Source organism: Thermococcus aciditolerans, from assembly GCF_008152015.1.
GTDB classification, from domain to species: Archaea; Methanobacteriota_B; Thermococci; order Thermococcales; family Thermococcaceae; genus Thermococcus; species Thermococcus celericrescens.
In genome coordinates, this window is record NZ_CP041932.1 from 1957231 (window position 1) to 1970600 (window position 13370).

Consider the following 13370-nt stretch of genomic DNA (forward strand, 5'->3'; position numbering starts at 1 on the left):
TCGCAACCCTTATATATTTTGTCCGACTATTGTCCTACGGTGATTGAATGTCCACCACCGATAAGGTCTCGGTCCGTTTTCCACAGGGCCTAATGCGGGAAATCGACGAGCTCGTGGAGAGCGGTGAGTTCTCAAGCCGGAGCGAGCTTATCAAGGAAGCCGTGAGGTTCTTCCTGCTCCACTACGAATCCCCCGAAGAGCTCTGGGAGACCTACAAGCTCCTCGCGAGGGGGCGGAGGATTCCGCCGGAGGAGGAAATCGAAAAGCTCCTTGAGGAAGTGGACGAGGAATGGAAGCGTTCAAGGTCGTCTTAGACACCAACGTTGTCATAACGGCCGCGATAAATCCCTTCGGGAGCTCAGGAAAGGTCATGGACTTGGTCGTCGGGAAGAAAGTTATCTCTTACACCTCGGAGGCGATACTTGAGGAGCTTCGCTTCAAGCTGACGAGCGAGAAGGTTCTTAAGTATCTTGAAAGCAAGGTATATGCCCTTTGGGTTTACAGGATCTTCCGAGCCTCGTCAATCCTTGCTGAACCAGCTAAGCATTTTGAGGTTTCGCCTGATCCAGATGACGATAAGTTTTTTGACGTGGTGTATTCAGCCAAGGCAGATTTTCTAATAAGCCTCGACAAGAGGCACGTGCTGAAGCTGAGGGATGGGAAGAGAAGGTTTTCTCTAAATGGGCACGAGTTTCTAATTCTGACACCGGCCGAGTTCCTTGAGGTCGTCGAAAGGGATAAAAGCTTCAAAGCGTAGTTCGTTTAGTGAGCGTCTATGCCTAAGGGCGATGAGAATGCAAACGTATGGATGACTTTTTTGAGAGACCTTGAACCTAGAGTAGAAGAAATTGAGGTCGATGGAAAGAAAATAAAGAGACTTGTTTTTGAGAAGCATGTTAATGCAGAGGGAATAACATTCCCGCAAACCTACGAAAACGAAGAGGTTGTTTTGGAGTATTATGACAAAGAGACGGGACTAAAATGGGTTGGAAAGTTCCCGTTCAAACATGCATTGTTTAAAAAGGGTGCATCCTTTATTGGAGCTACGTTTGAGGGAATAGTATCTTTTTATGGTGCTATTTTTGAAGATGATGCTTACTTTGATAACACAACGTTTGAGGGATATGTGTCATTTGATCTTGTTGTGTTTAATGGAGTGGCTCGGTTTAAAGGGGCAAAATTCAACAACGTTAATGATGTATTTCATCCCGATGATATTGATCAGCAACTGCGTTTCTGGGAGGAGGTGTCTCCTGAAGTAAGGGTCGGTCACGAGGATCCGTCAAAACCGAAAGGTCGGACTGTTAGTGCTAATGAATCTTGTTTAAACTGTTTTTACCAGTTTTCAGCTACATTTATTAATGCCAAATTTATGAATCTTGTGAGTTTTAATAACGCTGAATTTCAGGGAGCTGTTAGATTTGGCTCCTCACAATTTGGGATGAATATTGAGAGGGACTCTCATACTGCTTCAATTAATTTTGAAAACGCTAAGTTTCTGGGATCCTCAACAAAGTTTGCTGGATGCACATTTTTTGCTAGGACGTTATTTATAAACGCGAAGTTTAAGGGATATGTGAATTTTGAAGGAAGCACTTTTGAACAGTCTTCATACTTTGATCGTAGCGAGTTCTTGGTTGATGTTGAATCCAAAGACGTAGGTTATTTCGGGTTCTCCCCAATCGACTTTCGGAGAACACATTTCAAAAAAGACGTGTCATTCAGGGGCGTTGAATTTTACTCCAAGCCCAATTTTTCGAAGGCGCATTTTGGGGGCTTTGTAGCATTTACTAGGACCATAGGGGCAAATTCGAGGAATTGTATATTTCATCGGGGAGTTGAGTTTATAGAGTGTGTTTTTGAAAAGGAGGCTGATTTTCAGTGGAGTGCCTTTTACAAGTCTCCAGGAAATTCGGGGGAGGGCTATTCATTCAAAGAGTACCCACTAGCTAATTTTGCTCGTTCTCGCTTTGAGGGTTCAGCACACTTTAACTTTGCAACGTTTGGAAATGTTGTTTTTAATTTTGTACGTTTCTTGGGTCAAGTAGGTTTTCAGGGAACCAGATTCAATGGACATCTTCATATTAGGGAAGCAGTTTTTGAAAACGTTGTTGCATTTTCTGCTTATAGTTTTGTCAATGTCGATATAGAAGGTTCCCGCTTTCATGGAGTTGTTGTTTTTAGTGGGGCAAAACTAACCGGAGATTTTCGAATAATCCACTCAACATTCGAACGAGAAGTCTTGTTCGGAAAAGGCGGATATAAAGAGGAAAATTATTCTCCGATCACCTTTAGTGAAAGTGCGAAATCCTTTGTTATAGAGGGGGCTACTTTCGAGGATTCAGTAAACTTTCGTAATATTGAGTTCAAAATCTCTGTTAAAATTATCGAGTGCTCATTTAATAGTCATGTTCACTTTGATAAATCTGTGTTTAGGAATAATTGTGATCTTTCTGGAAACTTCTTTAAGTCGATAATATCGTTCAAGGATACAATTTTTGAGGGAGATGCTGTATTTGATAGGTGTTTACTTTCTGGAATTTGGGATTTTGCAGGAAAGCAGGATAGGCCATATAAATTTTATAAATCTTTGAGCTTTGATGGTGTTTCAATTTCAGGTACTGTCTCATTCGTAAGTCTTAGGGGCAGAGAGGAACTGGAAGAATTTGATATCAATGAACTTGAGAGTCTCTTTAAGGAACCTCTTTCAAAAATTGAAGCTGCTCGCATCCAAAGAGTAAGTTTCGAAAAAGAAGGCAAACGCGACGAAGCCGACAGAATGTTCGTCCTCGAAATGCGTGTCAGAAGGAGAGCTAGATCCGAGAGAGCGAATATGAAAATTCATAATTTCCTTGAGTGGTTTATTGGTGATCTGCCTTCGGAATATGGCACAAACTGGAGGCGAATTATCTGGGGGAGCCTATTAGTTGTCTTGTATTTTGGTATCGCATATTGGCTCGAGATACTAAGCTATAGTTTTTATGCTGAATGGGATATTGGGTGGTTTAAGTGGTTAGACTTGGGTATGTTCTGGACGCTTTTTGGAGTTTCATACTTGGTAGTTTTGTATTCCCGTGGCATTTTTGAAGACATAACTACCTTGGAGGAACTCATTAGTGGAATTCGACACTATTGGAAATATTGGGTAATTGTATTAAGCCCAGCATACTTAGCATGGATTGTACTATCTAACCTTCCCCTACCCTTTAGTGCAAGGGTATTGGACAAAGCGACAATTCAGCTCTCGAGTAATGCAATAGTTGCCTTAAATCCCGAGAATCTTGGAAGCGTTCTTGGTACTCTCCTCAACGCCCTCTACTACTCCCTCGTCACCTTCACGACCCTCGGCTACGGCGACATGCACCCGACTGGCTGGCTCAAAGCCCTCAGTGCAATCGAAGCCTTAACTGGAGCCGTCTTCATGGCGCTCATCGTCGCGGTGATTGCCCGTAAGTGGATGCGCTGAACCTAAGGTTAAAGCCAACTTTTTATACCTCCTCGCCCTTCTCCCTCCGGTGGTGCTCATGAAAATCGTGGTCGTCGGTTCTGGAACTGCCGGAAGCAACTTCGCGCTGTTCATGCGCAAGCTCGACAGGAAGGCCGAGATAACCGTCATCGGAAAGGAGGAGACCATGCAGTACTCCCCCTGCGCCCTGCCGCACGTCATCAGCGGCACAATAGAGAAGCCGGAGGACGTAATCGTCTTCCCGAACGAGTTCTACGAGAAGCAGAAAATCCAGCTCATGCTCGGAACGGAGGTCAAATCCATAGACCGCGAGAGGAAGGTCGTGATCACCGACAAGGGTGAGGTTCCCTACGACAAGCTCGTTCTGGCTGTGGGCTCGAAGGCCTTCGTCCCGCCGATTAAGGGCGTCGAGAACGAAGGCGTCTTCACGCTCAAGAGCCTCGACGACGTGAGGAGGATAAAAGCCTACATCGCCGAGAGGAAGCCGAAAAAGGCGGTCGTCATCGGCGCCGGCCTCATCGGTCTCGAAGGGGCTGAAGCCTTCGCGAAGCTCGGCATGGAGGTTCTGGTTGTCGAGCTCATGGACAGGCTCATGCCGACCATGCTCGACAAAGACACCGCCAAGCTCGTCCAGGCCGAGATGGAGAAGCACGGCGTTTCCTTCCGCTTCGGAGTTGGGGTCAGCGAGATAATAGGCAGTCCTGTTAAGGCTGTCAAAATCGGCGACGAGGAAGTTCCGGCCGAGCTGGTTCTCGTCGCTACTGGAGTTAGAGCAAACGTCGACCTCGCAAAGGCGGCAGGCCTCGACGTGCACTGGGGCATCGTTGTAAATGAGTACCTCCAGACGAGCGACCCGGACATCTATGCGATAGGCGACTGCGCCGAGGTGATCGACGCCGTTACTGGTCAGAGAACCCTCAGCCAGCTCGGAACGAGCGCGGTGAGGATGGCAAAGATAGCAGCGGAGCACATAGCCGGAAAGGACGTCTCCTTCAGGCCCGTCTTCAACACCGCAATAACCGAACTCTTCGGCCTTGAGATAGGCACCTTCGGAATAACCGAGGAGAGGGCAAAGAAGGAGGGCATTGAGATAGCCGTCGGCAAGTTCAAGGGAAGCACAAAACCTGAATACTACCCCGGTGGAAAGCCGATAACGGTTAAGGTAATCTTCAGGAAGTCGGACAGGAAGCTCATCGGCGCCCAGATAGTCGGCGGCGAGCGCGTCTGGGGTAGGATAATGACCCTCTCTGCCCTGGCTCAGAAGGATGCAACGGTGGAGGACGTCGTTTACCTCGAAACGGCCTACGCCCCGCCGATAAGCCCGACGATAGACCCGATAACCGTTGCCGCCGAGATGGCCCTCAGGAGATTCCGCTGAGTGGAGCCCCGGGCTCTTTTCTCCCTTCTTCGCCCCAAGTTCGCCCTCCCTTCAATCTTTCCCGGGTTAGTGGCCTTTACCATAGCGCGCTACCACTACGGCGTTTTCTTCACTCTGGATTTCCTCATGGCGATGCTCGTGGTGTTTCTCGTTCTCCTCTCCGCCGGCCACATGCTCCTGGCCATTCCCACGATAGAGAAGACCTTTCGCTCGGTGCAAGGACTTCGGCGGCTTTACTTGGGCGGGAGAGGGGGATAAAGACCGGAATGCTTCTCTTCGCGGTTCATGAAGATGGAAATTGCCCTTCTCCTTGGCGTGCTGGCGTTCCTGCTACCCTTCTTCCTTTGAGCCGTTGGAACATCAACAAAGTTTAAGTGCTCTCCCAACAACTTGGGTTTTAGGTGATTGATATGAAGGTGGGTGAGAGGGATAAAATACTGCTCGGTCTTGGGACGGGGGTGCTGTTGGCATCGTCCCTCAGGGTCTTTGTGGCCGGAGCGTACTCGAGTCTGGAGAAGACCTTCTTCTATGGAATGAACTTTCCATCCGGGCTGGGAATTCTCCTGCTCCTCCTGGCGGCCTTCCTCGTGGGGAGAATTGGCCGGAAGGTCGGGGCGGCAATAATGGTCGCCTACGCCCTCGCACTCCTCGCCACCGATGCCACAGAGTACGTCCACCTCGTAGCGGCCTTTGCCCTGCCGGTGGCCCTTGCGCTCGTCAAGGAGCTTGACGTCAAGTACCTTGCCATGGGACTCGTTGCCGACCTTTCACTCCGCGTCCTGGCTGTTGGCGGCGAGCCTGCTGACTTCCCCCACACGAGGGTTGTCATGGCGCTCTTCCTGCTCCTGGGGGCCTATGCTCTCTGGAAGGAGCCCGGAACTCTGAAGAAGCCAGGCTTCGGCCTCTACGCCTTCGCGGCCCTGCTCGAGCTGGGGCTGATTTACCCCAACGCGGTGATGCGCTACTCCGGAATGACGGTCTATTATCTTCCGGAGTTTATCGGCTTCTCCCTGCTCCTTGCCCTTGCCCTGCTCCTTGGCCCGCACCTGGCGAGGAAGCCAACGGTCGCGATGACACTCCTAATAATCGGCTCGGCGACGCTCTTCCTCAAGCCCCTCTCGCTGGTTGGTCTTCCCCTCGCCCTGGCATCGACCATTGCCCTCGTTGAAAGCGCGAAGGGCAGCAGAGGGGGAGTCATCGGGGCCGTTTACCTGTTCCTTGTAGCCACGCTCGCCCTCGGGGCCTACGTCGGCAGGGATATAGGCCTGCCCTTCATGGAGGACCGGCTTGAGGCCCTTATCCTGGCCGCCTCGGTGGTCTACGCCCTCAGCGCCTACGGGAAGAGCGCCGAGGTAAGCCTTCCAAGCGCGAAGGAGATCGCCGGCCCGCTCATCGGTCTCGTCCTGGCCTCGGTCATCGTCCTGGCCATCTTCAACGCGGGTCCCACCTACGACGAGGCCAAGAGAGACATCCTAATCTGGACATACAACGTCCACCAGGGGTTCGGGCCGTACGACGGAACGTTCAACGGTTATGAAATGGTTAACCTCCTCGCCGAGCAGAAGCCCGACGTGTGGCTCGCCCAGGAAGTTGTTGGCGGAATGATAGGCAACGGCTACCAGGACGTCCCCCTTTTCATCTCCGCCCACCTCGGCTATGCCTACGAGTACAAGCCGGCCGTTGAGGGGACCTACGGAATAGCGGTCTTCTCCCACTGGCACATGAAGACCGAGGCCGAGCTGAACCTCGAGAGCGTGGGCCAGGCGAGACCGGCTCAGAAGGTCTCCATCGAGGAGCTGGGCATAACGGTGGTGAACGTCCACATGGGCCTCAGCGAGGAGGAGAGGGCCATGCAGGCGGAGGAGCTCTTGAAGTTTGCCGAGAACTCGCCGGTGGCCCAGATAATAGCGGGCGACACCAACGCCGAGCCGGACGAGAGGGCGATAGGGATACTCACGCGCGACTACCGCGATGCCTTCCCCGAGAGGCCGCCCTACACGTTCCTCTGGGAGCGCAACGGTGTCAGTGACGAGGAGAACATCGACTACATCCTGCTCAAGAAGGACTGGCCGGCCGAGGTTAAGGACCACGGCTGCCTCTGCGACGTGGAGGTTTCGGACCACAGGCCGGTGTGGGCGGTCATCGAACTGCCGTGAGGTTTGGTTTTTAACTCCTTTCCCCAACTTTTCTCCATGCCGTCGAGGGTGAGGGTCAGCAGCTGATGGCATACATCCTGCGCCACTCGCCCGAGGAGTTCGGACTCAGGCCGAACGTTGAGGGCTTCGTCCCGCTCGGCGAGCTTGTCAGGGCGCTCCGAACGGTTTATCCCGACGTTACGGAGGAACTCGTGAGGGAGATAGTCGAGAGGGACGCGAAGGGGCACTACGAAATACGGGGAGACAAAATCCGCGCCCGCTACGGTCACAGTTTCCCCGTCTCCTTAAACCACGAGGAGGACACCGAATCAAGGGTTCTCTACCACGGCACGCCGAGGAAGAACCTCGAACGGATTCTGAGGGAGGGATTGAAGCCGATGAAAAGGCAGTTCGTCCATCTGAGTACAAGTAAGAGTGAGGCCCTTGAAACGGGCAGGAGGCACGGAAGGGACGTTGTTCTCCTCCTCATCGACGCGGACTGCCTGAGGAGGAAGGGCTTGAAAGTCTACAAGGCCGGAAAGAACGTGAGGATAGTTGAGAAAGTCCCGCCCGAGTGCATAATTCTTGAGGCGTGATGGAGGAAAGCCTATTATATCTAGCCGCCCAATGTTTTACGGGTGGAACCATGTGCGATATTCTCGTGGCCACTCCCGGGGCCACCAAGGAAGGAATAACTCTCTTCGCCAAGAACAGCGACCGCGAGCCGAACGAAGCTCAGATCCTTGAGTTCATACCGAGAAGGGAGCACGAGGAGGAGAAGGTCAGGCTGACCTACGTGGACTTTCCCCAGGTCAGGGAAACCTACGCGGTAATTCTCTCCCGCCCTTGGTGGATGTGGGGGGCGGAGATGGGCGTAAACGAGTTCGAGCTGGCGATAGGCAACACCGCCGTCTTCACGAAGGCCAAGGTGCCAGAGAAAGGAATAACCGGAATGGACATGATACGCCTCGCCCTTGAGAGGACCAAGAGTGCGAAAGAGGCTTTGGAGTTCATAACCGGCATCGTTGAGCAGGGTTTGCAGGGTGGAAACGGGAGCAAAAGCCACAAGCTCTACTACTTCAGCTCCTTCATAATAGCCGACCCCAAGGAGGCGTGGGTTCTTGAGACGGTTGGGAAGGAGTGGGTTGCCAAGAGAATCGAGGGTGTTTATTCCATCTCCAATGCGCTGACGATTGAGAATGACTGGGACATGGCATCGGAGGGCGTCGAGAGGCTCGCGAGAAAGGGTTCTTTCAGCTTTGCGAGGCACTTCTCGGACCGCTTTTACACCCACTTCGCCCACGGCAGGGAGAGGAGGGCCTTCACGCTGAAGAAGCTGAAGGAACGTGAGGGCGAGATAACGCTCGAATACATGATATTCCTTCTGCGCTCCCACTCCTTTGAGCCCTACCGCCCGGAGAAGGGCTCGATGAGGGACATCTGCATGCACTACGGCGGCTTAACGAGACCCTCTCAGACGGCTTCATCTCAAGTTTCCGAGCTTGGAAAGGGCCTCCACTGGTTCACAGGTACATCAAACCCCTGCCTGAGCATCTTCAAGCCGGTGACCTTCGAGGGCGGCCTTCCGGACCTCGGGAGAACTCCAATGGACAAATACGGCCCCGAGACCTACTGGTGGCGCTTTGAGGCATTTCACAGGAAGTTTCTGACGAACTACCTGAACTACATCGAGGACTTCGCCCGCGAGAGGGATAGACTGCAGGCCGAGATAATCGAGAAGGCGAGAGAGATTGAGAAGACACCGGAGGATCTGAAGGCACTGGCGGAGTGGGCCTTCAGGGAAGAAGCCAAGCTCCTCGAAAGGTGGGAAAAGCTGGTGAAGCCCGGAAGGCTTTCCTTCCTCTTCGGGCGGAGCTGGAGAAAGGTCAACGAAGAGGCAGGACTCAAGCTGGAGGGTTGAAGATGCTCAGGTTTCCGGATGGATTTCTCCTCGGAACGGCAACCTCGTCCTACCAGATAGAGGGCGGCAACGTCTGGAGCGACTGGTGGTACTGGGCGGAGAAAGGGAAGCTTCCCCCAGCTGGAAAGGCCTGCAACTCCTGGGAGCTGTACGAGAGGGACATCGAGTTCATGGCCGAGTTGGGCTACAGGGCCTACCGCTTCTCCGTCGAATGGGGACGGGTCTTTCCGGAGGAGGGAAGGCCGAACGAAGAGGCCTTAATGCGGTACCAGGGGATAATAGACCTGCTCAACGAGAACGGGATTACCCCAATGCTCACTCTCCACCACTTCACCCTGCCAACGTGGTTTGCCCTCAAGGGGGGCTTCGAAAGGGAGGAGAACCTGGAGCACTGGAGGAGCTACGTTGAGCTGATAGCGGATAACATCGAGGGCGTTGAGCTGGTGGCGACCTTCAACGAGCCGATGGTCTATGCGGTCGCTTCCTACGTGGAAGGCATGTGGCCGCCCTTCAGGAAGAACCCGCTGAAGGCCGAGAAAGTCGCGGCAAACCTGATCAAAGCCCATGCCATCGCCTACGAGATTCTCCACGGGAAGTTCAGGGTCGGAATAGTGAAGAACCGCCCGCACTTCATTCCGGCGAGCGATTCCGGGAGGGACAGGAAGGCGGCGGAGGAGATAGACTACACCTTCAACCGCTCCATGCTGGACGGAATCATGACTGGAAAATTCAGGGGATTCATGAGAACCTTCGACGTCCCCCCGAGCGGCCTCGACTGGCTCGGGATGAACTACTACAACATCATAAAGGTCAAAGCTGTGAGGAACCCGCTCAAACGCTTCGCCGTCGAGGACGCCAACGTGAGCAGGAAAACGGACATGGGCTGGAGCGTCTACCCGAGGGGCATCTACGAGGGGCTGAAGGCGTTCTCGGGGTATAACCTTCCGCTCTACGTCACCGAGAACGGGATAGCGACGCTCGACGATGAGTGGCGCATCGAGTTCATAGTCCAACACCTCCAGTATGTCCACAGAGCTTTGGAAGAGGGCATCGACGTGAGGGGCTACTTCTACTGGTCGCTCATAGACAACTACGAGTGGGCTGAGGGTTTTAGACCGCGCTTTGGACTCATAGAGGTTGACTACGATACGTTCGAGAGGAAGCCGAGGAGGAGCGCCCACGTCTACGGCGAAATCGCAAAGAATGGAGAGGTAAGCGACGAGCTGCTTGAGAAGTACGGCCTTGGGGAGATTTAAGCCCGTATCCATCCCTCTATCTCTTCCACATCACCCTCGTCGAACTGGGGTAGGGCATCGAGGTGGGCCCTCATGAGTTCGGCCATCGCCCTCAGCCCTGCCTCAGCGTCGTGAACAACCGGGTCGAGGAGCACCGCCTTTATCACCTTCTCCACGTTTCCTTCGGCTGCCCCTTCGCTCGAAAGCCTCTGTATCTCCGCCTGAACCCTGAGGGGAACCAGGGCTTCCCTCGGGAGCTCGACGTGGAGCGGTTTTATCCCCTTCGGCGAGACTTCGGCTGGAACCTCGACTATCGTGCCTTTCGGCAGGTCTATGTAGCCTCTGTTGGGGACGTTAATCGCCTCATGGGGCTTTTCTTTGCCCTCAAGCCCCTTCTCGACGGTTAAGCTCACGTGAGCATACCACTTGCTTTAATTTCATCATAAATGATTTCTAACCGCCCTTGCTTGCCCTTCAAGTGTATTCTGCCCTTAAATTGAACTTTTCAAAAGAGAGATATAACGAGAGAAAAGGAAAGCTCAGCCCATCTGAATCGCCGTCGTTCTCAGTTCTCCCCTTTCGAAGCGGTACGGGTCGTACCATTCGGCGGGGAGGTCGGTTCTTCCCTTCGTCACCAGGTCCGCCACCATCTCGGCAACCGCCGGCGCCATCATGAATCCGTGCCCGCTGAAGCCAGCCGCGATGTAGTAGTCGCTCAGCTCCTCTATCTTTCCTATGGCGGCGTTGCTGTCCGGCGTCTTCGCGTAGTAGCCGGCCCACGTCCTCAGTATGAGGAGCTCCCTCAGTGCCGGGATAATCTTGGTGAAGTAGTAGCTCACCTCGCGGAGGAACTCGTAGGTCGGGCTCAGGTCGTAGGTCGGGCCCAGCTCGTAGCCGACTCCTCCAACGACACCGCCGTGGGCGGTCTGGGTGAGGTATGCGTGGCCGTACTTGAAGGAGATGACCATCGGGTTTATCGAGCCCTTCTTTATTGGTTGCGTGATGACCGCCTGGTGCTTGTAGGGCTCTATGGGTATCTGGGTCTTTATCCCTGCCATCGCGTTTATGAGCTTGGCCCAGGCGTTGGTGGCGTTGATGACGGTGCCGGTCCTGATGACTCCCCTGTTCGTTTTCAGTCCCTTTATCTCGCCGTTCTCAATGATGAAGTCCTTGACCTCTGTGTATTCGACGAGTTTGGCCCCAAAGCGTTCGGCGTTGAGGGCGAACTTGGCCGTGGAGTGGAAGGGGTCCGCCTTTCCGTCGGTCGGGTTCCAGGAGGCGGCTATGACCTCGCTGATGTCGAGGAGTGGGACTATCTCCTTCGCCTCCTCCGGTGTTATGAGTCTCGTCGGGACGCCGAAGCGGTTCTGTATCGCTATGTTGCGCTTGAACTCCTCGACCTCATCGTCGTCGTAGAGCAGGAAGAGGTAGCCAGTCTGCTCGAAGGAGAAGCCGTATTCCTCGCTGTATTTCTTCCAGAGCTCCACGGAGCGCTTCATGACCTGGACGTTCGCTTCATCGTTGAACTGCTGTCTTATGCCCGTTCCACAGCGGAAGGTGGAACCGGAACCTATGAAGCGCTTCTCTATGACGGTGACCTCCTCCCCACGTTTGGCGAGCTCGTGCGCTATGGTGACTCCGATTATTCCCCCACCGATGATGACGATTTCACTCCTCTCGGGAAGCTCTTTGCTCGGCATTTCAATCCCTCCCCGCGGTGACCTTCATCCTGACGTTCTTCAGCGGCGGTCTCGCGACGGGTATGTCGAGCTTGTCCATCGGCGTTCCGGTTCTCTGGGAGACGACCACCGCGCCGTTGAACAGGCAGAAGCGGCCCTGGCAGAAGCCCATTGCGAGGTGCGTTAAGCGCTTGATTATCTGCAGGTCCGCTATTCCGGCCCTGACCACGTCATCCACCTTCCTCAGGGAGACGTCGCAGCCGCATATCTGGACGTCCTCAAGGTTGAGGCTTCCGAAGTCTATGCTCTGAACCTGCACCGCCTCCGGTTCGTACTCCTCCAGTTTCTCCGCGTAGATGCACGGCTCGGCGTCGAAGCCGAACTCCCGGAGGATGTATGCCCCGACGAGCCTGCCCTCCAGGTAGTTTGCGTAGTGCGGCTTTATTGAAGCGGCGCTACCGGCGACGTAGATTCCGTCGCGGATCCTGTGCTGTGAGTCGAGAACCGGGGTGTAGTAGCCGTGCTTGAAGACCAGCTTTCCACCTGCCTGGGTCGGCGGGTTGATGTCGGGTCTCCTTCCCTCGGCCATGATGACGGCATCAACCTCGTAGACGTTGCCGTTCGTGTCGATGAGCCTCTCGACCTTCTCATCTCCCTCAACGCGCTTGGGATTCGGGACGACGATGTATTCGATGCCCCAGCGGTCGAGCTCCGCCGTTATCTCTTCCGGCTTGCTACCCACGACCGCGACCTTCCTTCCAGGCGCAACTCCCCAGACGTTGAGAACCTCCAGGAGGTCGGAGCGCCTGAACACACCCGGCATGTCGTTGTTCTCGAAGAGGTGGATGTTGTCAACGGCTCCAACTGCCAGAACGACGCGCTTGGTCATTATCTCGATGAGCTGGTCCCCCCTGACGATCGGAACGAGGAAGTACTCACCCTTGTCAAAGACGCCGAGGGCTATTGTGCCCTTGAAGACCCTAACGTTCTCGTTGAACTTTCCGGTGAGCTCTCTAACAACATCCTGGGGTTTCTTCTCCCCAAAGCCCTCCTGGGGGAGGCCCTTGAGCCAGAGGTCGCCTCCGAGCCAGCCCCTCTCCTCCACCAGGGCGACGGTCATGTGATCTTGAACCTCAAGAACGGTTCCGATTCCAGCCGGTCCGGCACCGATGACGGCCACATCAACGACCAGCCTTTCAACAGGTTTGTCCTCGTCTATCTCCACGGTTTCCTGGAAGTCCCCGTAGCCCTGCCTCTCCAGCTTCATCCCGTCGCGAACCTTGGTCTTTCTGGCGTTGACGTTCCTTGTTCCGTTCACCACCATGGGGACCGGACCGAAGGTGAAGGCGCCGCGCTTTCTGCCCTCGGTACTGGTTGTGAGCCAGTAAATCCCGTTTGCAAGAAGGGCGACGGTTATTTTTTCACCTTCATAGGCTTCGTAAGCCTTGCCTTCAAAATAAACTGTGACCTTCCTGGAAGGCTCCTTTTCGGTCAGGTCGAGCGGTCTCATGCTCCCACCTCTAGGATTTCACAATTGGCGCCCTTCTTTATACATT

General features: G+C 54.1%; 11 protein-coding genes and 1 pseudogene. 9 read left to right on the forward strand and 3 right to left on the reverse strand.

Annotation, left to right across the window (positions count from 1 at the left end; all coding sequences use genetic code 11):
- The first annotated feature begins 47 nt into the window (after positions 1–47).
- From FPV09_RS10695 to FPV09_RS10735, 9 genes are all read left to right on the forward strand, one after another.
- A complete protein-coding gene (locus tag FPV09_RS10695) occupies positions 48–314 on the forward strand; it encodes a ribbon-helix-helix domain-containing protein (protein WP_148883392.1) in 267 nt (88 codons plus the stop codon).
- Positions 290–757 (forward strand): putative toxin-antitoxin system toxin component, PIN family, encoded by a 468-nt coding sequence (locus FPV09_RS10700; RefSeq protein WP_148883393.1) that lies wholly within the window; start codon positions 290–292, stop codon positions 755–757. The genes FPV09_RS10695 and FPV09_RS10700 overlap by 25 nt, the downstream gene beginning before the upstream one ends.
- 18 nt (positions 758–775) lie before the next feature.
- Entirely contained in the window at positions 776–3466 is a 2691-nt protein-coding gene (locus FPV09_RS10705; protein WP_148883394.1) for a potassium channel family protein, read from the forward strand.
- A gap of 58 nt (positions 3467–3524) precedes the next feature.
- Complete coding sequence (locus tag FPV09_RS10710) at positions 3525–4844, forward strand: NAD(P)/FAD-dependent oxidoreductase (protein WP_148883848.1); 1320 nt, start codon at positions 3525–3527, stop codon at positions 4842–4844.
- Positions 4845–5102 (forward strand): hypothetical protein, encoded by a 258-nt coding sequence (locus FPV09_RS10715; protein WP_210411128.1) that lies wholly within the window; start codon positions 4845–4847, stop codon positions 5100–5102.
- 152 nt (positions 5103–5254) lie between these two features.
- Positions 5255–7000 (forward strand): endonuclease/exonuclease/phosphatase family protein, encoded by a 1746-nt coding sequence (locus tag FPV09_RS10720; protein ID WP_148883849.1) that lies wholly within the window; start codon positions 5255–5257, stop codon positions 6998–7000.
- Positions 7001–7065: 65 nt separating this feature from the next.
- Positions 7066–7575 (forward strand): RNA 2'-phosphotransferase, encoded by a 510-nt coding sequence (locus tag FPV09_RS10725; RefSeq protein WP_148883396.1) that lies wholly within the window; start codon positions 7066–7068, stop codon positions 7573–7575.
- A gap of 50 nt (positions 7576–7625) precedes the next feature.
- Positions 7626–8900, forward strand: coding sequence for a C69 family dipeptidase (locus FPV09_RS10730; RefSeq protein WP_148883397.1), 1275 nt, complete (start codon positions 7626–7628; stop codon positions 8898–8900).
- Between the two features lie 2 nt (positions 8901–8902).
- Positions 8903–10156 (forward strand): glycoside hydrolase family 1 protein, encoded by a 1254-nt coding sequence (locus FPV09_RS10735; protein WP_148883398.1) that lies wholly within the window; start codon positions 8903–8905, stop codon positions 10154–10156.
- On the opposite strand, the pseudogene FPV09_RS12095 reads toward FPV09_RS10735, so the two are convergent.
- The 3 genes and pseudogenes from FPV09_RS12095 to FPV09_RS10750 all read right to left on the reverse strand — a co-directional run.
- Positions 10153–10640: pseudogene (locus FPV09_RS12095) on the reverse strand (family 4 glycosyl hydrolase); the annotation flags it as partial. The gene FPV09_RS10735 and the pseudogene FPV09_RS12095 overlap by 4 nt on opposite strands.
- 34 nt (positions 10641–10674) lie before the next feature.
- Entirely contained in the window at positions 10675–11835 is a 1161-nt protein-coding gene (locus tag FPV09_RS10745; RefSeq protein WP_148883400.1) for an NAD(P)/FAD-dependent oxidoreductase, read from the reverse strand.
- Position 11836: 1 nt separating this feature from the next.
- Positions 11837–13324: an FAD-dependent oxidoreductase gene (locus FPV09_RS10750; RefSeq protein ID WP_148883401.1), complete on the reverse strand. Its 1488-nt coding sequence runs from the start codon at positions 13322–13324 to the stop codon at positions 11837–11839.
- Positions 13325–13370: the final 46 nt, after the last annotated feature.

Coding starts and splice junctions, on each gene's coding strand:
- FPV09_RS10710 (WP_148883848.1), top strand. CDS start 3,525: ATGAAAATCGTGGTCGTCGGTTCTGGAACTGCCGGAAGCAACTTCGCG.
- FPV09_RS10745 (WP_148883400.1), bottom strand. CDS start 11,835: ATGCCGAGCAAAGAGCTTCCCGAGAGGAGTGAAATCGTCATCATCGGT.
- FPV09_RS10720 (WP_148883849.1), top strand. CDS start 5,255: ATGAAGGTGGGTGAGAGGGATAAAATACTGCTCGGTCTTGGGACGGGG.
- FPV09_RS10735 (WP_148883398.1), top strand. CDS start 8,903: ATGCTCAGGTTTCCGGATGGATTTCTCCTCGGAACGGCAACCTCGTCC.
- FPV09_RS10750 (WP_148883401.1), bottom strand. CDS start 13,324: ATGAGACCGCTCGACCTGACCGAAAAGGAGCCTTCCAGGAAGGTCACA.
- FPV09_RS10695 (WP_148883392.1), top strand. CDS start 48: ATGTCCACCACCGATAAGGTCTCGGTCCGTTTTCCACAGGGCCTAATG.
- FPV09_RS10705 (WP_148883394.1), top strand. CDS start 776: ATGCCTAAGGGCGATGAGAATGCAAACGTATGGATGACTTTTTTGAGA.
- FPV09_RS10730 (WP_148883397.1), top strand. CDS start 7,626: ATGTGCGATATTCTCGTGGCCACTCCCGGGGCCACCAAGGAAGGAATA.
- FPV09_RS10725 (WP_148883396.1), top strand. CDS start 7,066: ATGGCATACATCCTGCGCCACTCGCCCGAGGAGTTCGGACTCAGGCCG.
- FPV09_RS10700 (WP_148883393.1), top strand. CDS start 290: ATGGAAGCGTTCAAGGTCGTCTTAGACACCAACGTTGTCATAACGGCC.